This window comes from Bacteroides pyogenes DSM 20611 = JCM 6294, assembly GCF_000428105.1.
Taxonomy (GTDB): domain Bacteria; phylum Bacteroidota; class Bacteroidia; order Bacteroidales; family Bacteroidaceae; genus Bacteroides; species Bacteroides pyogenes.
In genome coordinates, this window is record NZ_ATZH01000012.1 from 92,305 (window position 1) to 115,989 (window position 23,685).

20 protein-coding genes are annotated in these 23,685 nt (G+C 45.5%); 9 read left to right on the top strand and 11 right to left on the bottom strand.

The window, feature by feature from the left end:
- Nucleotides 1-59: 59 nt before the first annotated feature.
- Nucleotides 60-1,316 carry a transcription termination factor NusA gene (gene nusA, locus C234_RS0103995; RefSeq protein WP_027324721.1) on the bottom strand — a complete coding sequence of 419 codons (1,257 nt, stop codon included), beginning with the start codon at nucleotides 1,314-1,316 and terminating at the stop codon, nucleotides 60-62.
- Nucleotides 1,317-1,318: 2 nt separating this feature from the next.
- Nucleotides 1,319-1,786 (bottom strand): ribosome assembly cofactor RimP, encoded by a 468-nt coding sequence (gene rimP / locus C234_RS0104000; protein ID WP_027324722.1) that lies wholly within the window; start codon nucleotides 1,784-1,786, stop codon nucleotides 1,319-1,321.
- A 173-nt stretch (nucleotides 1,787-1,959) separates the two neighbouring features.
- On the opposite strand from rimP, the gene C234_RS0104005 reads away from it, so the two are divergent.
- A complete protein-coding gene (locus tag C234_RS0104005) occupies nucleotides 1,960-2,355 on the top strand; it encodes a hypothetical protein (protein ID WP_027324723.1) in 396 nt (131 codons plus the stop codon).
- A gap of 57 nt (nucleotides 2,356-2,412) precedes the next feature.
- On the opposite strand, the gene C234_RS0104010 is transcribed toward C234_RS0104005, so the two are convergent.
- Nucleotides 2,413-3,111 carry a YgjP family zinc-dependent metalloprotease gene (locus tag C234_RS0104010; RefSeq protein ID WP_027324724.1) on the bottom strand — a complete coding sequence of 233 codons (699 nt, stop codon included), beginning with the start codon at nucleotides 3,109-3,111 and terminating at the stop codon, nucleotides 2,413-2,415.
- Nucleotides 3,112-3,258: 147 nt separating this feature from the next.
- Between C234_RS0104010 and C234_RS0104015 the strand changes: the two genes are divergently transcribed.
- From C234_RS0104015 to C234_RS0104025, 3 genes are all read left to right on the top strand, one after another.
- Entirely contained in the window at nucleotides 3,259-4,557 is a 1,299-nt protein-coding gene (locus C234_RS0104015) for a S28 family serine protease (protein WP_027324725.1), read from the top strand.
- Nucleotides 4,558-4,606: 49 nt separating this feature from the next.
- Complete coding sequence (locus C234_RS15790; RefSeq protein WP_051290147.1) at nucleotides 4,607-5,041, top strand: META domain-containing protein; 435 nt, start codon at nucleotides 4,607-4,609, stop codon at nucleotides 5,039-5,041.
- 237 nt (nucleotides 5,042-5,278) lie between these two features.
- Entirely contained in the window at nucleotides 5,279-6,061 is a 783-nt protein-coding gene (locus C234_RS0104025) for a head GIN domain-containing protein (RefSeq protein WP_027324726.1), read from the top strand.
- A 219-nt stretch (nucleotides 6,062-6,280) separates the two neighbouring features.
- On the opposite strand, the gene C234_RS0104030 is transcribed toward C234_RS0104025, so the two are convergent.
- The 4 genes from C234_RS0104030 to rpsO form a co-directional block, all read right to left on the bottom strand.
- On the bottom strand, nucleotides 6,281-7,930 hold the full coding sequence (locus tag C234_RS0104030; RefSeq protein WP_027324727.1) for an AMP-binding protein: 1,650 nt from the start codon (nucleotides 7,928-7,930) through the stop codon (nucleotides 6,281-6,283).
- An 81-nt stretch (nucleotides 7,931-8,011) separates the two neighbouring features.
- The gene (locus C234_RS0104035; RefSeq protein ID WP_021646335.1) at nucleotides 8,012-8,587 is read right to left on the bottom strand and encodes a helix-turn-helix domain-containing protein; all 576 of its coding nucleotides are present in this window, start codon (nucleotides 8,585-8,587) and stop codon (nucleotides 8,012-8,014) included.
- Between the two features lie 103 nt (nucleotides 8,588-8,690).
- Entirely contained in the window at nucleotides 8,691-9,272 is a 582-nt protein-coding gene (locus C234_RS0104040; RefSeq protein WP_027324728.1) for an epoxyqueuosine reductase QueH, read from the bottom strand.
- 111 nt (nucleotides 9,273-9,383) lie between these two features.
- Nucleotides 9,384-9,653: a 30S ribosomal protein S15 gene (gene rpsO, locus C234_RS0104045; RefSeq protein ID WP_027324729.1), complete on the bottom strand. Its 270-nt coding sequence runs from the start codon at nucleotides 9,651-9,653 to the stop codon at nucleotides 9,384-9,386.
- 155 nt (nucleotides 9,654-9,808) lie between these two features.
- Here rpsO and typA point away from each other — a divergent pair, with 155 nt between their 5' ends.
- Nucleotides 9,809-11,608 (top strand): translational GTPase TypA, encoded by a 1,800-nt coding sequence (typA, locus tag C234_RS0104050; RefSeq protein WP_027324730.1) that lies wholly within the window; start codon nucleotides 9,809-9,811, stop codon nucleotides 11,606-11,608.
- Nucleotides 11,609-12,159: 551 nt separating this feature from the next.
- Entirely contained in the window at nucleotides 12,160-12,339 is a 180-nt protein-coding gene (locus C234_RS16700; protein ID WP_027324731.1) for a polysaccharide deacetylase family protein, read from the top strand.
- Between the two features lie 150 nt (nucleotides 12,340-12,489).
- Here C234_RS16700 and C234_RS15795 read toward each other — a convergent pair whose 3' ends face one another.
- The 3 genes from C234_RS15795 to C234_RS0104070 form a co-directional block, all read right to left on the bottom strand.
- Nucleotides 12,490-12,900: a DUF4878 domain-containing protein gene (locus C234_RS15795; RefSeq protein ID WP_051290148.1), complete on the bottom strand. Its 411-nt coding sequence runs from the start codon at nucleotides 12,898-12,900 to the stop codon at nucleotides 12,490-12,492.
- Between the two features lie 112 nt (nucleotides 12,901-13,012).
- Nucleotides 13,013-13,630, bottom strand: coding sequence for a YiiX/YebB-like N1pC/P60 family cysteine hydrolase (locus C234_RS15800; protein ID WP_051290149.1), 618 nt, complete (start codon nucleotides 13,628-13,630; stop codon nucleotides 13,013-13,015).
- A 111-nt stretch (nucleotides 13,631-13,741) separates the two neighbouring features.
- The gene (locus C234_RS0104070) at nucleotides 13,742-14,821 is read right to left on the bottom strand and encodes a helix-turn-helix domain-containing protein (RefSeq protein WP_051290150.1); all 1,080 of its coding nucleotides are present in this window, start codon (nucleotides 14,819-14,821) and stop codon (nucleotides 13,742-13,744) included.
- A 680-nt stretch (nucleotides 14,822-15,501) separates the two neighbouring features.
- On the opposite strand from C234_RS0104070, the gene C234_RS0104075 reads away from it, so the two are divergent.
- The 3 genes from C234_RS0104075 to C234_RS0104085 are packed head-to-tail and all read left to right on the top strand — an operon-like array spanning nucleotide 15,502 to nucleotide 23,018.
- Nucleotides 15,502-18,066 carry a zinc-dependent metalloprotease gene (locus C234_RS0104075; RefSeq protein ID WP_027324733.1) on the top strand — a complete coding sequence of 855 codons (2,565 nt, stop codon included), beginning with the start codon at nucleotides 15,502-15,504 and terminating at the stop codon, nucleotides 18,064-18,066.
- Nucleotides 18,067-18,081: 15 nt separating this feature from the next.
- The gene (locus C234_RS0104080; protein ID WP_027324734.1) at nucleotides 18,082-21,231 is read left to right on the top strand and encodes a SusC/RagA family TonB-linked outer membrane protein; all 3,150 of its coding nucleotides are present in this window, start codon (nucleotides 18,082-18,084) and stop codon (nucleotides 21,229-21,231) included.
- Between the two features lie 23 nt (nucleotides 21,232-21,254).
- Nucleotides 21,255-23,018: a RagB/SusD family nutrient uptake outer membrane protein gene (locus C234_RS0104085; protein ID WP_027324735.1), complete on the top strand. Its 1,764-nt coding sequence runs from the start codon at nucleotides 21,255-21,257 to the stop codon at nucleotides 23,016-23,018.
- A 527-nt stretch (nucleotides 23,019-23,545) separates the two neighbouring features.
- On the opposite strand, the gene C234_RS18235 is transcribed toward C234_RS0104085, so the two are convergent.
- The gene (locus C234_RS18235; protein WP_428829116.1) at nucleotides 23,546-23,677 is read right to left on the bottom strand and encodes a transposase domain-containing protein; all 132 of its coding nucleotides are present in this window, start codon (nucleotides 23,675-23,677) and stop codon (nucleotides 23,546-23,548) included.
- Between the last annotated feature and the right edge of the window lie 8 nt (nucleotides 23,678-23,685).

Here is a 23,685-nt window from a genome sequence, read left to right on the forward strand (position 1 = left end):
TTAAATTTAATAATTAAATGGAGCCGGATTGTTATTTATTTACTGAACGGTAAATATTACTATTCCTCAAACTCCGATTTCAAAATGCGAATAACCTCGTCTACCGTTTCTTCCTCCAGGTCTGTTTTTTCAATCAACATCTCACGAGGCGCGTTCAACACCGCTTTCGCAGTATCTATTCCGATTGCTTTGATAGCATCGATCACCCATCCGTCAATCTCATCTCTGAATTCATCGAGATAGATATCTTCATCCTGCACGCTCTCATCCAGTTCGCGGAACACGTCGATAGTATACTCGGTCAGCATACTTGCCAACTTAATGTTCAAACCGCCCTTACCGATGGCAAGCGACACCTCTTCCGGCTTCAGAAACACTTCTGCCTTTCTTTCTTCTTCGTTCAAACGGATAGAAGATATTTTAGCCGGACTCAAAGCGCGTTGAATAAACAACGATATATTCGAGGTATAGTTAATCACATCGATATTTTCATTACGCAACTCACGAACGATTCCGTGAATACGACTGCCCTTTACACCGACACAGGCTCCTACCGGATCTATTCTGTCATCGTAAGATTCCACCGCTATTTTGGCACGTTCACCGGGCATGCGGGCTATCTTCTTGATGGTAATCAACCCGTCGTTAATCTCGGGCACTTCCAATTCGAACAACCGTTGAAGAAAGACCGGAGAAGTACGAGACAGAATAATCTTCGGATTGTTGTTTTTATTATCCACCCTCGCTACTACGGCACGCGCCATTTCCCCTTTCCGGTAAAAATCGCTTGGAATCTGTTCGGTTTTAGGGAGTAACAGTTCATTGCCTTCATCATCCAAAAGCAAAATCTCCTTTTTCCAAATCTGGTATACTTCCGCATTGATGATGGTTCCCACCTTATCTATATACTTATTATACAGACTGTCCTTTTCCAATTCCAGAATTTTGGAAGCCAACGTCTGACGAAGGTTAAGGATGGCGCGACGCCCGAACTTGGCAAAGATAACCTCGTCAGTCACCTCCTCGCCCACTTCGTACGAAGCATCGATTTCGCGCGCTTCGGTAAGCGAAATTTGCATATTGGGATTCGTCAATTCCTCATCCGCCACAACTTCACGGTTACGCCATATTTCAAAATCCCCCTTATCCGGGTTCACGATTACGTCGTAATTTTCATCGGTGCCAAACATTTTCGCGATTACGCTACGGAACGACTCTTCGAGCACGCTCACCATTGTAGTTCTATCGATATTCTTCAGTTCTTTAAATTCCGAAAATGTGTCAATCAAGCTGATTGTCTCTTCTTTTTTGGCCATAACTATTTAAAACTAATTAAGTATTTAGTGTATTTTATTTGCTCGTAAGTAAAGGTCTCATCTTCTTCCACCATTTTTGGACGCTTCGCTCCTTCAGGCTTCACTTTCTTCTGAACCCCCAGCGTGAATTTTTCCTCATCGGCGTCTTTCAGCACTCCGGCCAGTTTGCGTCCGTCCTTAGTTAAGACTTCCACTTCCTGCCCGACATGGATGTAATACTGCTGCAACACTTTGAAAGGCTGTCCGATTCCGGCCGAACCCACTTCCAATTCATAATCCTCCTCTTCACGGTTCAACTTCGACTCGATGTAACGGCTAAGCTCTACGCAGTCTTCAATCCAAACGCCTTCGGCATGGTCAATCTCAACCACAATTTTATCATCAGGGCTTACGGTCACTTCCACCAGAAAGTAATCTTTTCCCTCCAGCCATTCTTCAACAATTTGAGATACAGTTTTCTTTTCTATCATTTATTTGCTATATAAGAACAAAAAAAGGAGCTTAATTGCCCCTCCACCTTTCATCCGTTTTCGGTTGCAAAGATATAAATAATCTATTCGACTACAAAACATTAAATAAAAAAAGTATGATTTAACGCCCCGATATTCGTATCTTTACACCCTAATCTTAAAAAATAGCGGTTATGGCGCACAGACTCAACACGAATAAACAGTTTATGATAGGCAACGGCATTCTGGCTTTCGCAGTCATTTTTGTCGTGGTAATCTTTGTGTATATGAGCCTTCGATTGCAAAGAGACAAACAAGCAGAACTGCATTTTACCGAAACGTATACCATCAGCCTGACCAAAGGATTTGCCGGAGACTCGATTTCGTTGTTTGTAAACGACAGCCTTATCGACAGCCGCAAGATGACCGATGAGCCATGCACCATTAAGTTCGGACGGTTTGCCGAACAAAGCGCACTGCTCATCGTAGACAACCGGACAGACGAAGTTTCCACGTTCGACCTGAGCGAAAAAGGAGGCGTTTACCGTTTTGAAAGAGATGAAGACGGTATCAAGCAATTGCCCCGGTAAATTTCTTGATGGCTATCAGGGTAAAGAGACACGCAACCATACCTCCATAGCCAATCGTCACACCTCCGCTCGATATTGCTTCAATTCTTCACGCAAAGAAAAAGCTTTGCCTTCCGTCAACTCATCGAGCAACCGCCAAAAACGATCGCCATGATTCATCTCACGCGTATGGCAAAGCTCATGAAGCAGCACATAGTCTACAAGATGCACGGGCAAAAGAAGCAGGAAGCAAGAAAGATTGATGCCCTTATTTGCCGAACAACTGCCCCAACGCCCACGACTGGAACCGATTCGCACATTGCTGTATGACAGCCCGTTTTGTCGGGCGAGCCGGTCTAAGCGCAGGGGAAGGATGTTGCGTGCATTCTTCTTCAACGATTCTTCAATTACCTTACGCAGCCAATGTTGCAGTTTCTCGTTCGCAAAGTCGGTTTCACGGGGACAGACAATCTCCATATACCCCGGCTTCAAATTGGCAAAAAAACAATCCGTATCGCCCGAAACCAAAGAAAGCTGAAAGAAATACGTATCAATCTTATAATCCAGATCAATGGAAGGACGGGAAATTTGCCTGCGGGCAATAACCAAACGTCCGCGCAACTCTTCCACCGCCCGGTTTATTTCTTTCAAAGAAATACCCGGAGGAACAGAAACATAAACAGCATCGCTCTTTGTCCGGAACACAATTTTCCGCGCCCTCGGATGAGTGCGTATAATCAAGCGTCCTATTTCTTTGTCGTCTACAACTGCATTCATGTATATTTATCCGCGAATCACGAACCGATTCTGTAAAAAAGAATATTCCATGCAAAGATATATACCCGCCTGAGATAAACAAATCAGAAAGCTATTTTTTTCAAAGGATTTACCTACCTTTGCCCACAAACCAAATGATATCGCAACATGAAAATCCCACGTACTTGCCATGCCGTATGTCTGATACTCATGCTAATCGGCATACCGGCAACATTATCTGCGCAGACAACCCTGCTGGATAAGCTGAATGAGATTTCCGCCATAACGGAAATCAAACCTCTTGAATCTGAAAAATTTACCGAAAAGTATGTAGCTTATTTCACTCAACCCTTGAACCACAAGTCTCCGGAAAAAGGGAATTTCCGACAAAGGGTTATTGTGGCTCATGTCGGGTTCGACCGTCCTACGGTAATTGTGACCGAAGGATATGCGGCGGAATACGCTTTCCACCCCAAATACCGCGAAGAACTCTCGAAGTTGCTAAATGCCAATATGATATTCGTGGAGTATCGCTATTTTTCAAAATCCACTCCCGACCCCAAAGACTGGCAATACCTGACAGCGGAAAACTCTGCTGACGATCTGCATGCCGTTACTTCCGCTTTCAAAAATATCTATCCGGGTAAATGGATTGCGACGGGTATCAGCAAAGGAGGGCAAACCACTCTGCTATACCGTACATTCTATCCCGACGATGTGGACATCTCCGTTCCTTACGTAGCTCCTCTTTGCTATGCGGCGGAAGACGGAAGACACGAGCCTTTTCTCAGAAAGATATCCACTCCCGAGAATCGCAAATTGGTTGAGAACTTCCAAATGGAAGCGCTGAAACGAAAACCCGCGCTACTTCCTCTCTTCAAACAATATTGTACGGAAAAAGGTTATCAGTTCCGCGCCTCCATCGAAGAGATATACGACTATTCGGTGTTGGAATACGCCTTTGCGCTTTGGCAGTGGGGTACTCCCGTGGAAAACATTCCTGCCCCGGACGCTACCGATGACGAGATATTGACCCACCTGCTGGATATCAGTAATCCCAATTATTTCATGAAAAACAACCCTGCCGCCCCTTTTTTTGTACAGGCTGCACGCGAATTAGGGTATTACGGCTACGATATCCGCCCATTCAAAAAGCACCTTTCCATCAAGTCGAGCAAAGGATACCTGCATCGGCTGATGCTTCCTGAAGAGTTGAAGGGGATACCTTTCGACAAGACGCTAAGCAAGAAAATCACCCGGTTCTTGAAAAAGAATGATCCGAAAATGATATTTATTTACGGCGAAAACGACCCGTGGACGGCAGCCGGAGTAACCTGGTTGAAAAAGAAAAACAACATACACGTGTTTATAGAGCCCGGTGGAAGTCACAAAGCGCGTATCAGCACACTGCCCGAAGCAGAAAAAGAAAAAGCGATAAACCTTATTAACAAGTGGCTATACTTGTAAAGAGACGAAACAATGATCTTAAAAAAATTAAACATTAATACAAAGAGCAATGAAAAATAAGAAAATGATGTTCGGGTTGGTATTCAGCCTTTTGCTACTCTCGTCGTGCAAGAATACAAAAAACACAGTAACTATGTCCGAATTAAAAGGCGAATGGAATATTGTGGAGGTAAACAGACAGGAAGTGTCGGCCAATCCGTTACCTTTTATCGGTTTTGATACAGAAGAAAAAAGGATTTACGGAAACAGCGGGTGCAACCGTATTATGGGAGGTTTCAGACTATCGAATAAGAATGACAAGATAGAATTGGAAGAAATAGCGGGCACTATGATGGCATGTCCTGACATGGAATTGGAGACAAACGTACTGAAGGCGCTTTCGGAAGCAAGCCGAATCAGACATGGAGACGAAGAGGATGAAATTATTCTATCCGATAAAAGCGGCAATCCGGTGATTCTGCTGAAGAAGAAAACACATGAATAAATACGGTTGTATAAAAAAAGTTCATACCGCATAAAAAGAAGCTCTGTTCTGTCTCGAAGGAAAGAGTCTTGCTTAAATAGGAAACAGCGTTTGCCTAAATAAAACAATCTTTTTAGGCAAATGCATTTTTTGTTATATAGGCAGTGCAACTTTTTCTCTATCAGCTACGTCTAATAAATATAGCATGGATAGGCAATTAGTAAACCTTATACTTATAAACTCATAAAAACCAACGAAATGAAAACATTTTCCTTAAGCCTGATGATGTCTGTGTTGCTGCTGACATCGTTCACAATCGCTCATGCACAAACCAAGCGCGTAGTAGCCAGCAAAAACTATGTTACCCAAAAAGTGGAAGCAGACCGTTTCAACGCCATTCAATTATTGGGAAGCGCCGACATCGTGTACAGACAATCCGCTTCCACCACTGTGGAAATTTACGGCTCCGACAACATTGTTCCGTTGCTAGAAACATATACCAGCAAAGGCACACTGACCGTAAAATTCAAGAAAAATACCCGTATCATCAATAGGGGCAAGCTCATCGTCAAGGTTTCTTCACCCGAACTGAACAAGATCACCGTCAACGGTTCGGGAGACATCAAATTGGCCAACGGCATACAGACAAACAAAAACATAGATGTTACCGTCAACGGATCGGGCGATATAGCAGGAGAAGGCTTTCAATGCGAAGCGATAACCGTCTCCGTCAGAGGGTCGGGCGATATCAAACTGCAAAAGATACAAAGCAAGACATGCGTTGTGAGCATAGCCGGATCGGGCGATGTGGTTCTTAGTGGACAAACGGGCGAAGCGAAATACCGCATCGCAGGTTCCGGAGACATCTCAGCTTCCGGTCTGCGGGCAGTCAACACATCGGCTAGCGTCTCCGGTTCGGGCGATATAAAGTGTCATGCCGACAAGAAACTCACAGCGCGCGTTTCCGGTAGCGGAAGCGTGGCTTACAAGGGCAATCCCAAAGAGATAGACGCCCCACGCAAAAAGATACGAAAGCTGTAACAAGACCTGAGCCTATCGTTCTTATATATAATTATGGTGTGTCTTCATAAACTTACCCAAGAATAGGGCAACGTCCCTAAGCTTGGGTAAGATTTAAGTGATTCTATTGGGAAAACAGCGCAACAAAGATGGAGAAAACAACCGGCCTTCCGGTCAGACTATCGCAAGCCCAACATCATCACCTCGCTGGAATGATGGAGAAAGCAACCGGTCTTCCGGTCAGACTATCTCTATGCCTTGCTCTTTGCACAGTTGAAGCCCCAAGTCTTTCAACTTGAACTTCTGGATTTTCCCGCTTCCCGTCATCGGAAACTCTTTGACGAAGAACACATATTTCGGAATCTTGTAGCGAGCGATCTTGTTCCGACAAAAATCGCGTACATCGCTCTCATGCATCTCCACCCCTTCATGCAGAATGATGAACGCGCCTACCGCTTCGCCGTATTTCCGCGAAGGGATGCCTGCCACCTGCACGTCTTTTATACCTTCGAGCCTATAAAGAAACTCTTCTATTTCGCGGGGATAGATATTCTCGCCGCCACGGATAATCATGTCTTTGATGCGCCCCGTGATCCGGTAATTGCCGTCGGCATCTTTAATTCCGATATCGCCCGAATGGAGGAAGCCGTTTTCATCAATCACCTCCGCCGTTGCCTCCGGATTTTTATAATAGCCTTTCATCGTATTATATCCCCGGCTGCACATTTCTCCCGGCATACCCGGCGGACACTCCTTGCCCGTTTCGGGATCGATCACTTTCACTTCGGTAAACTCAAAATCTCTCCCCACCGTATGGCAACGCACATCAAACGAATCGTCGATACGGGTAGCTGTCATACCGGGCGCCGCCTCCGTAAGTCCGTACACGCTGGTTACTTTCATATACATTTTTTCTTCCACCTGCTTCATCAGCTCCACCGGACATAAAGCGCCCGCCATGATTCCGGTGCGAAGGGAAGACATGTCGAACAAGCCGAACATGGGATGATGAAGCTCGGCGATAAACATGGTGGGCACTCCGTAGAGAGCCGTACACCGCTCTTTATGGATGGAAGCCAGCACAAGCAACGGGTCGAACCGCTCTACCATTACTTGCATGCAGCCGTGCGTGAGGCAGTTCATGGTGGCGAGCACCACTCCGAAGCAATGAAATAGCGGAACGCAACAGCATAGCCTGTCGTCGGCGGTAAACTTCATGTGTTCGCCGGTGAGGTATCCGTTGTTCGTTATATTATAATGAGTCAGCATCACCCCTTTCGGGAAACCTGTAGTGCCCGATGTGTACTGCATGTTCACCACATCGTGGCAGTCCACCCGCGCTTTCAATTCATTCAGGCGGTCGTCGGCAACGTTGTTCCCCAACAGCAGCAGCTCCGATGTGTTGAACATTCCCCGATGCTTTTCCTGACCGATATAAACCACGTGGCGCATGTGCGGAAAACGCTCGCTCTTGAGATGTCCGCGCTCACAGGTTTTGAGTTCGGGGAGCATGGCGTACGTCATCTCCACGAAGTCGCTGTCCTTTTCGCCGTTTACGATGCAAAGCGTGTGCATGTCGGAATGATGGCAAAGATATTCCAGTTCCGATTGTTTGTAATTGGTGTTGACCGTGACGCAAACCGCCCCTATCTTGGCGCAGGCGTACAGCAAAGTCAGCCAATCGGGAACGTTGGCCGCCCAGATACCCACGCGAGTACCCCGCTCCACACCGATAGCGACAAGTCCTTTCGCCATATCGTCTACGCGGAGGTTGAACCGGCTCCAAGTAAAACGAAGATTACGATCGGAATACACGATGTATTCCCGATCGGGAGTCTCTTCGGCCCAGTGTTCAAGCCACTGGCCGAGAGTGCGTTCGAATAGTTGCATGAAAAAAGAAATTTGTGGTTAGCAATAAGCAAAACAGACGAGCGGCGAGCGTTGAATCGACAGACAGCGCGCCGCCGGCCATCACACCGGCGTGTAAATAACCGCCAGTATCTTCGCTCCCTTTCCCTCGTAAGCATGTACGTGGTGAGGAACAATCGAATCGTAATAGATGCTGTCTCCTTCTTCCAACAGATAGGTTTCCTTCCCGTAGCTTATCTCCATCGTGCCCTCCATCACCATGATGAATTCTTCGCCCTCGTGCGAAGAAAGCACGAAGTCGCTATCTTTCATAGGCATCACATCGATGATGAAAGGTTCCATGTGACGGTCGGCTTTCGATTTCGAGAGCGAATGATACTCCATGTGCTTGCGGGAGTGGATGGCGTTATTGGAAAAACTGATTGCGTCTTTGGCTTCTTTCTTGCGACATACCACGGGACCGACTTCATCCTGATCGTCGAGGAAAGTACCCAGCCGCACACCCAGTACACGAGCAATTTTAATAAGCGGCGCCAGAGACGGGATATCGATATTCTCTTCGATACGCTTTATTTGTTCGACAGCCAGACCGGAACGCTCGGACAGCTCTTCTCTCGTGATCGATTTATCTTCACGAAGGGCTTTGATCTTCTCTCCTACAATCTTACTTGCATCCATATTGAAAGTATTTTAAGTGCTATATTGACAAATTATAATTATATTAACCGCAAAAATAGCAAAATATTTATACCGACCCAATGATAGTCCTTAAAAAATGCAGTTACTCTTCTTTTCGCATACTGAATTCGCAACCGCAATATTGCTGGTTGTAGAATTGATATTCCTTGATGATGGAGATACGCCGTTCGCTTAATCCGCCCTTTCGCCAGTTTTGTTTCCAATAAGTGACGTCGGGATACTTTTCGCAGGCATAGCGCCCTGCTTCTTCTATCTGTTCGAGGCTTTTCCAACGGCTCGAAGCAAGCGTAGTGGCAATGACCCCGAAGCCATGCTCGTGAGCATAGCGGGCGGTTTCGAGCAGGCGCATCTTGAAGCACCTCAGGCAGCGTCCTCCCCGTTCCGGCTCCTGCTCCATCCCTTTCATCCGGCAACGCCATGCTTCGTGGTCGTAGTCTCCGTCCACTATTTCGAGTCCCAGCGAGCGGGCATAGCGGCTGCACTCTTCTTTCCTTATTATATATTCCTCTTCCGGATAGATGTTGGGGTTGAAGTAGAAGATGACCGGAGTAATTCCGTTTTGCATCAGGCATTCGATGATGGCCGAAGAGCAAGGGGCGCAACACGTATGCAGCAGCACGCGGGTTGCTCCGCCGGGAACTTCCAACTGAAACTTTTTCTTCATACGGCAAAGTTAACGGATATTTATGATTAACGCCAATACTTGGGGAAATAAAAAAAGAGGGTGTGCTTCCAATCAGCAGACCCTCCGTTTAACCTTTCAGTGTAAGTAAAATTACTTACGCAAACCAAGCTCTTTGATGATGGCACGATATCTTTCGATATCTTTAGCCTTCAAGTAATCGAGTAAGCGACGACGCTTACCTACCAACATTGTCAAAGCTCTTTCTGTACTATAATCTTTTCTGTTGAGCTTCATGTGCTCAGTCAGGTGAGAAATACGGTATGAAAACAAAGCTATCTGCGCCTCAGCCGAGCCAGTATCAGTGTTAGACTTTCCGTACTTTCCGAAGATTTCTTGCTTTTTAGCTGCGTCTAAATACATAATTTTTTAGAAGTTTGATAGATAAATTATTCTTTTGAGCGTGCAAAGATATGTATTATCTTTATATCTTACAACGTTTTATCCAAAAAAAACAAAGCGATAGCACTATTTATGCACCTATTTTCGTACCTTTGCCGACAAATAATAGGTATTATATGCAAAATATTAGGAACATTGCAATCATTGCCCATGTGGACCATGGGAAAACAACGTTGGTTGACAAGATGCTTTTGGCCGGAAATCTGTTCCGCAGCAATCAGAACAGCGGCGAGCTTATTTTGGACAACAACGATCTGGAACGCGAACGCGGGATAACGATTCTCTCCAAAAATGTATCCATCAGCTACAACGGTACTAAAATCAATATCATCGACACTCCGGGACACAGCGACTTCGGCGGCGAAGTAGAACGCGTGCTGAATATGGCCGACGGATGTATATTATTGGTAGACGCTTTCGAAGGGCCCATGCCGCAGACGCGTTTCGTTCTGCAAAAGGCTTTGGAAATAGGATTAAAGCCTATTGTGGTGGTAAATAAGGTGGATAAGCCGAACTGTCGCCCGGAAGAGGTGTACGAGATGGTGTTCGATCTGATGTTCAGCCTCAACGCTACGGAAGAACAGCTCGATTTCCCGGTGATTTACGGTTCGGCAAAAAACAACTGGATGAGCACCGACTGGCAGAAGCCTACGGATAGCATCGCTCCGCTGCTCGACTGCATCATCGAAAACATACCTGCTCCCGAAAAGCTCGAAGGAACTCCGCAAATGCTGATTACTTCGCTCGACTACTCTTCGTACACCGGACGCATCGCCATCGGGCGCGTGCATCGGGGCACCCTGAAGGAGGGGATGAACGTATCGCTTGTGAAGCGAGACGGGAGCATCGTTAAAAGCAAAATCAAAGAGCTTCACGTATTCGAAGGCTTGGGACGGGTGAAGACGGCAGAGGTTTCGTCGGGCGACTTGTGCGCGCTGGTAGGTATCGACGGGTTCGAAATCGGCGACACCGTATGCGATTTCGAGCGTCCGGAGGCATTGCCGCCCATCGCCATCGACGAGCCGACGATGAGCATGCTGTTCACCATCAACGATTCGCCGTTCTTCGGCAAAGACGGCAAGTTCGTCACCTCACGCCATATACACGACCGTCTTACGAAGGAACTCGACAAGAATCTGGCGCTCCGCGTGAAAAAGAGCGAAGAGGACGGAAAATGGATTGTATCGGGACGCGGCGTGCTTCACCTCTCGGTACTCATCGAAACCATGCGCCGCGAGGGATACGAGCTGCAAGTGGGACAGCCGCAAGTGATCTACAAAGAAATAAACGGCGTGAAGTGCGAGCCGATAGAAGAGCTCACCATCAACGTGCCCGAAGAGTATTCGAGCAAAATCATCGATATGGTGACCCGCCGCAAAGGTGAAATGGTGAAAATGGAGAATACGGGCGAACGAATCAACCTCGAGTTCGACATGCCTTCGCGCGGCATCATCGGATTGCGTACCAACGTGCTGACAGCCTCGGCAGGCGAGGCAATCATGGCCCACCGCTTCAAAGAATATCAGCCGTACAAAGGGGAGATCGAACGCCGCACCAACGGCTCGATGATTGCGATGGAGGGCGGAACGGCTTTCGCGTATGCCATCGACAAGCTGCAAGACCGGGGCAAGTTCTTCATCTTCCCGCAGGAAGACGTGTATGCCGGTCAGGTGGTAGGCGAACACTCGCACGACAACGACCTGGTGATCAACGTAACCAAATCGAAGAAGCTGACCAACATGCGCGCCTCCGGCTCCGACGAAAAGGCACGCCTGATTCCTCCCGTACAGTTCTCGCTCGAGGAGGCGCTGGAGTACATCAAGGAAGACGAGTACGTAGAGGTTACTCCGAAGGCAATGCGTATGCGCAAGGTAATTCTGGACGAGATCGAGCGCAAGCGCGCCAACAAATCGTAGGCCGAAGCGCTCATATACGGACACCACGGCAAGCCCTGCTTACGGGACATTCTGCGGAAATCGCAGTCCGATGTCTCCGAAGCAGGGCTTGCCTCATTCTGCCGATGGCGAGGAAGCACAGATTCCCCGTATTGAAGCTTTAGTTTCCCACCGGGGAAACTTTTGTGTCCCACTGGGGAAACTTTTGTGTCCCGCTGGGGAAACTTTTGTTTCCCATAAGGGAAACTAATGAAACTATATATCGTCACCCTCCTCAGCATCTTTGGCTACCTCTTTCCGCCTTGTTCGCAAGCGGGTTAACTTTACAGCCTGCCGATACCGGAGGCAGCCTGCGGGAGAAATCACCGTTTACATATATCCAACCTCCCCAGAAGCAGCATGCTCATGAATTAAGGAACAGATTTAAAACCGTCCGTATGCGCAGCGTGAAAACAAAGCGTATGAACCGGTTGCGAACGCTTGTCTAACCGACTGGTTTTCAAAACCGGCATACAGTATATGACAGAAAACAGAGACTGGCGGACGGGGAAAAGGAAGTCGCGGCAAGCGAAATGTCGAAAGCCTCGCCGAATGCCATCATCTTGGGACACGACATCCACAAAACGACTGTGGAAGCCATCCCCGCAGTCATCCGCAACCTCAAGGCAAAGGGGTATCGCATTGTAACACTTGATGAACTGTTTGCCAACAAACAAATCAAGAACAACCATGTTTACAACAGCGGCAAATAACCTTATTAAGGAATAAAAAGGACTATCCCCCAACCGAAACATCTCCGAACCGATGAGGCGAAAATAGAATGAGAGCAACCCATCGCATCCCCTTTCTTGATGGGAAACGATGAGTTGCTCGAAAGCTATCGTGCGGATGCAGATTGAATATTATTTTTTAATTTTCATCTTCCAATCTTTACCGACACGCACCAAACTCATTTCTTCTTTTTTCTCTTTCCCATTACCGTAAGTTGTTTTCAACTCCACGATGGCAGATTGTCCGTCTTCGGCCATCTCTTCAGAAAGCACCTCGATATTTTTAATGCCATCGTTTTTTTCAATCTGCTTGGCCCCCTTTTCTTTCAATACTGACAGAAACATCTTTTTGGCTTCTTTTACCTCGTCAGAAGATGCTTTATCTCCATAATATATACCGTCTACGAATTTTTCAAAATTCCCCGATTGCAGGTATCCCGCGTATTTTCTGGCAGCATCCGAAGGAGTACTTCCACCGGAAGCACAAGCAACGACCCATGCCATGCAAATCATTGCCAATCCCCAATAAATCACTTTCTTCATAAGTATTACATTTTAAATTGATTTGTAAAAAGTTATAAATAACAACATTTATGTTTTGTTTCTCCAATTGTTTTTTCATTCAGGGTGCGATAAACTTTCTGTTGTTTCCACACTAATAGTTAGTAATCACTACCAGTCCGTCCAAAGCGGCCACGTCCGAAGGAAACAGATAAGTTCCCGATAATCCCGGGATATTCAGTTCTACGTCAGGTTGCTTCATCCCATCCATACCGGCCCATCGGTATACAAACCAAATTAATTCGGTACAGTACATTTTTGAAGTATCTTTCAAATTATAGGAATGATCGAAAGGAGTATGACGGTTATAAATTTCGATTGCTTTCAGAGCCGCCTTGCAGGCCAGAATCGAATCGGCACGAAAACGCATCAATGCACCCGACACGGCTTTATCGGGCGCAAAGAAATCTCCGAGCTCTTCCATTTTCACGAAATCTTCATCACCTGTTTCATCGGGTTCGCCCGGTACGGCATGAACCACTTTCCACCGATCCCGATGGCGCACCACAATACCTACATGAGAATACCGGCCTTTCCGGTCAAGCCCCAAAACCATTCGGCTTGCCATACCTGTGCCTCTCCTGAACACAATATCCCCTTCGTGTAGCAGTTCTTCAGAAACGGAACAATCGCACGGCAACTCATGGCATGAAAACAGGCATCCGATAATAAATAAGAAATAACCATATTTTATGAGAAATCCCCTATCCATGTTTATACGTTGTACTGGTTCTATGCAAACAAAGATAAGAGAGTAAATGATTAATAAGCTGTCATTCTTTCAAAAAAAGGTTTCCATTCGGACAAAAAAGAAGATTATCCGTCAAAATCGAGCTTTTTGTTTACGATAATCGGCAAAAGACATTCCAAACTCTTTTACGAAAGCGCGACGAAACGTCGACAAAGAGTTGAAGCCTGAAGATTCGGCAATTTCATTCATCGACAACGATTCATTCGCAGTTGCCAACAACTGATGCACCTTATCCATGCGATAACGATTGATATAATCGTAAAAAGTGGTATGAAGATAGGAATTTAAATAGAAAGAAAGATAAGTCCGATTAGTTCCTATCTCCGTAGCAAGTTCCGTAAGCGTCAGTTTCGGATTCAGAAACAGCTCATCCTGTAACAATGCTTTTTGCAACGATTGTACTACTCCTTCACTCAAAACAAAATTATCCGGCAACGATTCCGGAACGGCTTTATTAAAAAAGCTGTCTGCCTGCAAAAATTCATCCGCCACAATTACTTCCTGCTGTTTATTATAATAAAGGATACAGCCCCAAAGGAGCATGGAAGAAAGATAATACAGAGAATCGATGAACCACGAATTCGCTATTAAGGAATACATCCATACCGACAAGCAGAGAAACATAAAAAAGGTGACTTGACGCAGCCAACGCACGTTGATACGCTCAGTATTGGAATAATTGGTCTGAATATATCTGTTGTAGCGATTTACCGCCCCGCGAAGTATCCAAATGACTATGATAGAATAAAATATCACATAGAAATTCAACACTTCCATCCACAACTCCGAAGCTGTCAAAACATAGCCTGCGATGCAGACTAACAGAAATAATTCAATAACGACCGCTCTTTTCCAATTCATCCACCCGGGAGATAAAAGCTCAAACAAATAAAATGTGCATACGGGGACAGCCAACATATCGACCATCACCAATAAATTGGAGAAATAAGTATGCCTGACGGCTTCCGATAAATACAAGAAAAGATCTTTGACTTCTAAAAAGAACCAGAATAAAACGACATAACCCAATACTTTACGCAAACGGGAAGCATCCTTATCTTTCAACAAGTAAATGCTTGCAAACAAAAAAAACAAGAAACTCATTCCATGAGTAAAATAAAACAACCGTTCGGCTAACAGCATTGCATTCATAATAAATAAAGAGAGTTTTTCATATATACCGACTAAAAGCAAATATAGATAAAAACCTTCAGATTCTGCACCACTAAACTAAAAAGGATAAAGGGTATTATCGATTTCCCGCTTTTATTTCCAATTTCTTGCCATATTTTCCCGTAAATCGAAGAAATATGAAAATTCTGCAAACGCTGGCGTCTGTGGAACTCACCCTTACAAAGAGAGAGAGAAAACGTTTCTCCATCACAGGGAGAAAAGGCTATTAATACAAAAGATTAGGGCAACATGCCACAAATGATTTGCAAAATAAATATAAAAGCCTTCACTTAGGTTTGAAATAAAACAGTTTTTCCCAATTTAAAACATATCTTAGCGGATAAATACTGCAAATGTTATTTATTGCGAATATATTTTTAAGAAATCCAATTATACGACACATCAAATGCAAACCTCTGTAGCAAAATTTACATTTATTGGCTGTTTCTCAATAAGACAACCGTAAACACGCCAATCAAAGCCTCCTTCGGATTTTAATCTTATTATACATTGGCAATATGCCCGACAGCAAATAATATATGTATCGATATTTGCTCGTCGAGATTCGAATATAAACTGACCAAACAAGCAGTTTGAATGAGGCTTACTACATCAATTGAACATATTTCTTACTATCTTAACAACTTAATTATATCAAAATGAGAGTAGCATTAATCGTTTTATTCTTGCTGGGTTCTCTTTCTACCCAGACAGTGTACGCAAAAAAGAAAAACAAAAAGACAACGCAAGACACGCTTGCCGTAAAAAAGAAGGAGCCGGAAGGCATGGCGGATTACAAAAAGGCCATCAAAGACGCCACCACGGCCAAAGGTTTGTTTACCACACATTTGAATAAAGACAACAAGCTCTACTTCGAGCTGGCCGACTCTGTCTTTTCACGCTATTATATCCTTGCCAACCGCATTGCGGAAACGAGCAACACGCACGACTTCGTATCGGGACAAATGGCTACCCGTCCGATACTGATCCGGTTTAGCAAGGACAACAATAAAGTATATATGCATCTGGTTCAGAAAGACAATACCGTATCGCCTTCCGACCCGATAGCCGTTTCTTTCAGTCGCAACTTTGCGGACCCTGTTTTGAAAGCTTTCAAGATAGCAGGCAAGAACGGGAACAATGTGTTGATTGATGTTACTCCTTTCTTTGGCGGAAACGAAACCTCAATCAGCCCCATCAAGCCGGACAGTCCCGTTGCCAAACTGCTGGGCGGACCGAAATCTTTGAAAGGAAGCTTTGTTGCCGACGCGTCGGGCATCACTGGAGTGAAAACTTTCCCCAAGAATATCGAAATCAAGAGTATGCTTTCTTTCAACCTGACTCCGCTCAATCAGCCTTATACGGTCATGATGCATCGTTCGCTGTTCGTTTTACCCGACAATCCGATGAAAGTGAGATTGCAGGATAATCGCGTCGGCTTTTTCAACTCGGGGAAAAAGCACTTTACTTCGGATAAAGATAAAATCGTAGAACGGTCATACATTCATCGCTGGAGGCTTGAGCCCAGAGAAGAAGACAAAGAGAAATATTTCAACGGTGAGTTGGTAGAACCGGCCAAACCGATCGTGTTTTATGTAGACACGGCTTTTCCGCAGAAATGGAGAGCAACAGTGAAGCAAGGCATCGAAGACTGGAACAGCGCTTTTGAAGCGGCGGGGTTCAAGAATGCAATCAAAGCAATGGACTATCCGAAAAACGACCCTTCGTTCGACCCCGACGATATGCGATACAGCTGTGTGAAGTATGCCGTAACGGGCATTGCCAATGCAATGGGGCCCAGCCACGTTGATCCGCGCACAGGCGAAATATTAACCGCAGATGTAATCTGGTATCACAATGTAGTTTCACTGCTTCACAACTGGCGGTTCACACAAACCGCAGCCGTAGACCCGAGAGCCCGAAAAGCCGTGTTCGACGATGAGCTGATGAGCGAATCGATGCGTTATGTAGCTGCGCACGAAATCGGGCACACGCTGGGATTGATGCACAATATGGGTGCCAGCTATTCGTTTCCTGTCGATTCGCTCCGCAACCCCTCATTCACTCAGAAGTATGGAACCACGCCAAGTATCATGGACTATGCGCGAAACAACTTCATCGCCCAACCCGGAGACTTCGAGAAAGGAGTACGACTGACTCCTCCGGTCTTGGGAGTATACGATATCTATGCCATCAATTGGGGGTATCGTTTGATAAAAGGCGCTGCAACGCCGGAAGAGGAAAAAGCGACGCTGAATGCATGGATCAAAGAAAAACAACACGACAGGATGTATGAGTTCGGCGCTCAACAAGTGTTCGGTACCATCGACCCGACAGCGCAGTCGGAAGACTTGGGCAACGACCATATCAAAGCCGGGAATTATGCCATCAGCAACCTGAAGATCATCATGAAGAATCTTGAGAAGTGGACTTACCGCGAAGGGGATACATACAACGATGTAGAAACCATCTATCAGGAAGTGGTCAAACAGTATGCCCGCCACCTTCGCCACGCAATGCCGTATATCGGCGGAGTACGCTTCCGGGAAATCAGACAGGGAGAAGAGGGCTATGCCAAAAACTATGTCGACAAGCAAGCACAAAAAGCCGCGTTGGTATGGTTGGTCAATCAGGCACGCACCTATAACAGCTGGCTGACTCCCCAAGCCTTGATTGCCAAACTGGGGCTGGACAGCAATATCAACAACAAACTGCAACAATCCGTTATCGGTGCCTTGTTCAGTTCTTCTTCGCTCTTCCGCATTCTTGAAGGCGAAAAGGTTGACCCGACCAAGAATTATACATTGGAACAATACCTGAACGATGCGGTGAACGAGGTATTCAAACCGACTCTTCAAGGGAAACAGCTGACGGAAGAAGATCTCAACTTACAGTCGGCAGCCATTGCTTTACTGATAAAGAACAGCGGACTAAACGCTTCGGAGAAAAAGGGAATCAGCATTATGGCAGCCTATCAGGAAGTGTTGGAAGCTGCCGACGAGCCGGCTCTTCCTTGCAGCCATTCGCATGAAGACCATTCGTTTACCCGTATCAACTTCGGATTGCCGACACTCCCTGCAGAAGTACAAGGCCCGCTTATGACAGGACAGCTGAAAAGAATCAGCCAATTGTACAAACAACGGAAAGCAACGACTGCACACAAGGCAACCAGAGAATTCTACGATTATCAGATTCTGCAAATAGACAAATTGTTTAAACTATAAAATCAGGCTGAAAGAATGAAAAGAGTGACCTCTCTATTATTATTCTTTGCTTCGTTGCTGCTCTCGGTAGCAGCAACGGCACAAGACTTTTCGGTGAAAGGAAAAGTGACTGACGCAACCGGACAGCCGGTTATCGGCGCCAACATAAAGGTGAAAGAAGCTCAGACCGGTGTAATTACGGACATGGATGGCAACTTCATCATATCCGTACCCTCCAAACACAAGGAGCTGATCGTATCTTTTATCGGATACAAGTCACAAACGGTCAAAGTCGCTCCCGGAATGGGAATGGTTCAGATTCAACTGAAAGAAGACGCACAAAGTCTGGATGAGATTGTAATCATCGGTTATGGAACCCAAAAGAAATCTTCACTAACCAGTTCGGTAGAAACCATTAAAAAGGAAGACTTACTACAGATGCCTACCGCCAACTTGGACATAAATGAAGCTTTCAAATCACACAAACGGAAATACTTACTACAGATGCCTACCGCCAACTTGGACGAAGCATTGAGCGGACAGGTTGCCGGACTTCAAGTTATGTCTTCAACGGGTGACCCCAGCTCAGCCAAAGAGGCGTCCATGCGCATCCGTGCCGTCAGTGGAGCACAAAATGCTCCGTTATTGGTCATTGACGGAGTTCCGCGCTTTTCGGAAAACACCTCCGGAGGAGAAGCACGCCTTTCGGATTTAAACCCTGATGACATCGAAAGCATCTCTATCCTGAAAGATGCCGCAGCCGCAGCAGTGTACGGTGTACGTGCAGCCAACGGTGTCATTCTGGTAAAAACCAAACGAGGCTCCGGCGACTCCAAAATCAGGGTCAACTACCGCGGACAATTCAACATTCAAAAAGGAACGCAATTCCCTAAATTCTTAAACAGTTATGAGTTTGCAAAACTCTACAACAGAGCCGTAGAAGGTGTGCCCAACACAGAGCCTTTCACCAATGAAGAGTTGGAGATGATCCGGACACAGTCACACCCGAATGAATTCGCCGATTCGAATATGCTCGACTATTTGAAGAAACAAGGACACTCTACCACTCATGCGATCTCCTTATCGGGAGGCAATAACTTCCTGAAATATTATATCTCCGGCGCTTATACCAATACAGTGGGCCTTTACAGCGGAGTAGGACGCGATCGGTACAACTACTCCATGAAACTGGACGCAACTTTATTGAAAGGACTGGTTCTCTCGGTCGATATGACAGGTAGCCGCTCCTCCAACAAAAACACCAGCTATACAACCATGGAGTCGGCTTATGGATTCTCTCCGGTTCAACCTTTAATATTGACCAACGGTGAATTGGCAAGCATCGATAGCAGTAACCCGCTGATTTCTGTCAGAGGGTTGGGCGGCTATGCCAAAAGCCAAACAAAGATGAATACGATTACTGCCAATCTTCAATATGAACTTCCATGGGTCAAAGGCCTTTCGGTCTATCTGAAAGGCACAGTCGACGACAATAGCATGATCCAGAAAAACTTCTATAAACCCGTCGCATTATACAAATGGGATAAAAAAACGGAAGAAATAAGCGTGGACGATAAAACCATCTATCCAAAAGCGAAAATATCTCTTCAACAAAAAGATCAGTTTGTAGATAATGTTTTAATAGAAGCCGGGATCAATTACAATCGCACTTTTTCGGGGAAACACGAAGTTTCAGGCACTCTTATCGCCAATTACCAAGATTATTCAAACCGAAACATGAATGGTACCAACCCCGACATGCCCGGTATCTATCCAGAAGTCTTAGGAACTACCCCCAACGGGCAACTCACAGGAAATGAATATAAAACCCAACGCGCGTCTCTGATAGGCAGAGCGACTTACGGATACAGAAACCGTTATTTCGTTGAAACAAGTTTCCGTGTCGACGGCTCAGCCAGGTTCCACCCGGATCATCGCTGGGGCTTCTTTCCTACAATTTCGGCTTCATGGGTATTGTCTAATGAAGCATTCTTTAAGAATTGGAGACAAAACGTACTCTCCAATCTCAAACTCAGGGCTTCTACCGGAATTTTGGGGCGCGATGGAGATATAAGCGATTATGCGTATCTTATGAATTACATGTATTCTCCACGTGAAGGATACGACATAGGCGGAACACTTCGCCCGGGAATAATCATGGCTACGGGCAGCTATCCCAATAAGGAACTTTCATGGGAAAAGAGCCGCGACTACAATATGGCTGTCGACCTGGGTTTTTGGGACAACCGCTTCGGCTTCACTTTTGAGTATTACCTGCGCTACAGAACCAATATGCTGACTTCCGCCCCCTCCTATCTATATCCTCCCTCTACCGGAGTGGGTGGAAATGTTCCGTACATGAATTTCGGAAAGGTAAAAGCATGGGGATGGGACATGACGCTCTCGCATCGCAACACAATAGATAAAGTGAAGTATGATGCTGCACTCACTCTTTCATTGGGAAGAGACAAATATCTGGATTACGGAGACGAATCGGCACAACTCGAAAATCTGCGCAGAGTGGGACATAGTACAGGCGATACATGGATGTACGAAGCTATCGGACTATTTCAGACGGAAGAGGAAATAGCAAACTATAAGCTGAAACAAGACGGGAATGACAACAAAAGCATACGCCCCGGAGATATCAAATACAAAGACCGAAATGACGACGGTAAGCTTGATGATAATGACAAAGTTGCTTTCAAAACGGCTTCTTTTCCCGATATATCGGGAAGCTTAAGGCTGGGAGTAAGATATAAAGGATTCTTTGTCAATACGCTCTTTCAAGGAGTAGGAGGATATAAGAAATATATCAGCGAATCATATACGTTAGAAAATAGCAGCTTGCAACGTTTTCAGGATTATCACCTCACAGAGACTTGGACAGAAGAAAATCGAAACGCAGCTTATCCGCGCATCAAACTTGCCAATAGCAAAGACAACAACCGGCTTAAATCTTCGTTCTGGATAAAGAATTGCAACTTTATCCGTTTGAAATCGCTGAATATCGGATATAGTTTTCCCGCTGCTGTGCTGAGCAAACTAAAAGTTACGTCTTTGAGTGTCGCCCTGCAAGGGGGAAACCTCTTTACATGGTCGAATCTGAAACACATGGATCCGGAATCTATGCGAGGATATCCCATCCAGCGCACCTACGGAATCAGTGCTAACATCGGTTTTTAATATTTGTAATTAGAAGAATTATTATGAAAATCAAAAAATACATATTAAATCTCGCCGCAATCTTTATTTTAGCCGTTGGATTCGGCGGATGCGACGGACTGTTCCGCGACGAACCCATTGACAAGCTATCGTTAGAGACGGTTTGGAGAAGTCCGCTTCTCTTAGACGAATACACGCTTTCTTGGTACAGAAATATGAACCGTGGATTCGCTGTCTTTATGCCTACGGGATCCTTTTTTGCAGGTGCAGCACGCCCATATTATCCATGGTTAGGCGACCAAATGAGTGTTGGCAGATTGGACTGGTTTCGTACAGTTTATGGAGACATTCTAAAGGGTGTAGAAAGAACGATAACCTTGCGTGCCGGCAATTATTGGAGCAATTGCTATATGCAAATACAAAATATCAACCGGCTTTTGGAGAATCAGCACAAAATAGCCAACGGCACTCAGAAACAACGACTTTTGGGCGAAGCACACTTCTTTCGAGGATATTACTATTACCTGCTGCTGCGCCAGTTTGGCGGCGTATTGCTGATAGACCGCACATACGACCCGCTGATCGACAACAAGAAGTTCCCCAGAGCGTCTTATGAAGAGATGGTGGAGTTCATCGCCAAAGAAGCCGACCGGGCAGCCGAATTGTTAGCAGAAAGACATGCTCCGAGCGAGTTGGGACGTGTAACCAAAGGAGCGGCTCTGATGCTAAAAGGAAAAACTTATTTTTGGGCTTCGGGAGTTGCTTTCCAGAAACAGAAACTCAATTACCTCGGATTCACCACCGACCGGTCGAACGAAATGATGACTCAAGCCGTCAATGCGTATGACGAGGTGATGAAACTCGGATACTCGCTAAAGCCTGTCGACGGCACTTCTCAAGAGGATATAGTCAAAAGTTATCATGAAATCTTCCTGACGAAAAACAGTCAGGAATCGATACTTGAAGTCCAACATTCCAATGACGGAAACTTTGACAAGGGCTTTGGGCATAAGTTGGATAGAGAAGCCGCATCGCCTTTCTTCGGAGGAACCACGGCCGCATATACACCGACTCAAAACCATGTGGACGAATACGGCATGAGAGACGGAGCAGTATACGATCCGAAACAACCGTATCTGAACAGAGACTATCGTTTCTATGCCAATGTGCTGTACGACGGAGCTACTTATAACGGACACGTCATGGAGCTTCATTATACGATGGAGAACGGGAAAAAAGAAGCGGGCGCAGACTTGACGAAGTACGGCACCGACCGCAATGCCGGAGTAACGCAAACAGGCTACTACATGCGCAAATTCCTGAATCCGAAACAGGTGATAGACAACGACCCTACTTACGGAAGCTCGCAGAATTATATCATCTGGCGATATGCCGAACTTTTGCTCGACTATGCCGAAATAGACTTCCACCAAGGTCGCACAAAAGCTGCGTTGGATAAGGTTAACGAGATACGTACACGCGCTCACATGCACAAATTAGACGCAATTACATTGGAAAACATCTTGAACGAACGGCGTGTGGAGATGGCTTTTGAAGAAACCACTTACTGGGATTTCTTCAGGCTGGGAAATGCAGTAGAAAAATTGAATGGCTCAAGCAATCCGTTAAAGAAAATGGAAATAGTGAAAGAAGAGGGTAAAGAAACGACTTACACCATTTCCAATATGAATGCAAAGCCTGAAAGTACGCGTTCGTTCAGTAGTCACCAGTATTATTATCCGATTCCTGTGGCAGAGGTAAAATACCACGAGATTCCTCAAAATCCGGAATGGGGCAGCAACCAATAATGATGCCGGACAAAACAAACAGGCTATTCTTTCTTCAACGGCAGAGAGGGTTCGAAGAAAGAAAAACATAAAAGACTGACCTTTCAACGAAAGGGGAACCGGCAAAAGATAATGGAACAGTTCCGTTTCATATATGATATTACGCTAATTCCTAAAAAAGAAGGTGTCCGTTATAATAGGACGCCTTCTTTTTTAGGAGTTAAAAAGTTTTATAAATATACAGACCGGATAATAGAATAAAGTTTCCGGATGTTGAGAGCAACCAGTTCGTTTTCTATCCTATATAACTACTGTAAACAAAGGACAGAAAAGACACCTTTCTGCATCGCCATAACTCCAAAAGGAATCCCCCCCTTTTACCTGGAATCGTATTTGCCTAAAAATATTTCCATCCTTCTAAAGTAAGCCTCCGGTAAAGTACGTATTGCAAAATACAAAAAATTAGTCCCGACTGGGCACGATTCGTTCAGATTCGCCTCCGAGTCGGGACTAATAGCATCAAATTATATCAATTCGGAACAGATTTGTTATGATTTCACCCAGTTCCGTGGAAGAAGTTCTGTCATATCCTTTTTATCCCTTTCATAATACGGTATTTTCCTCAGTACGTCCTCCATCCACACTCTAGGGTCAACTCCGGCAGACTTGCAGGTCCCGATAAGGGAAT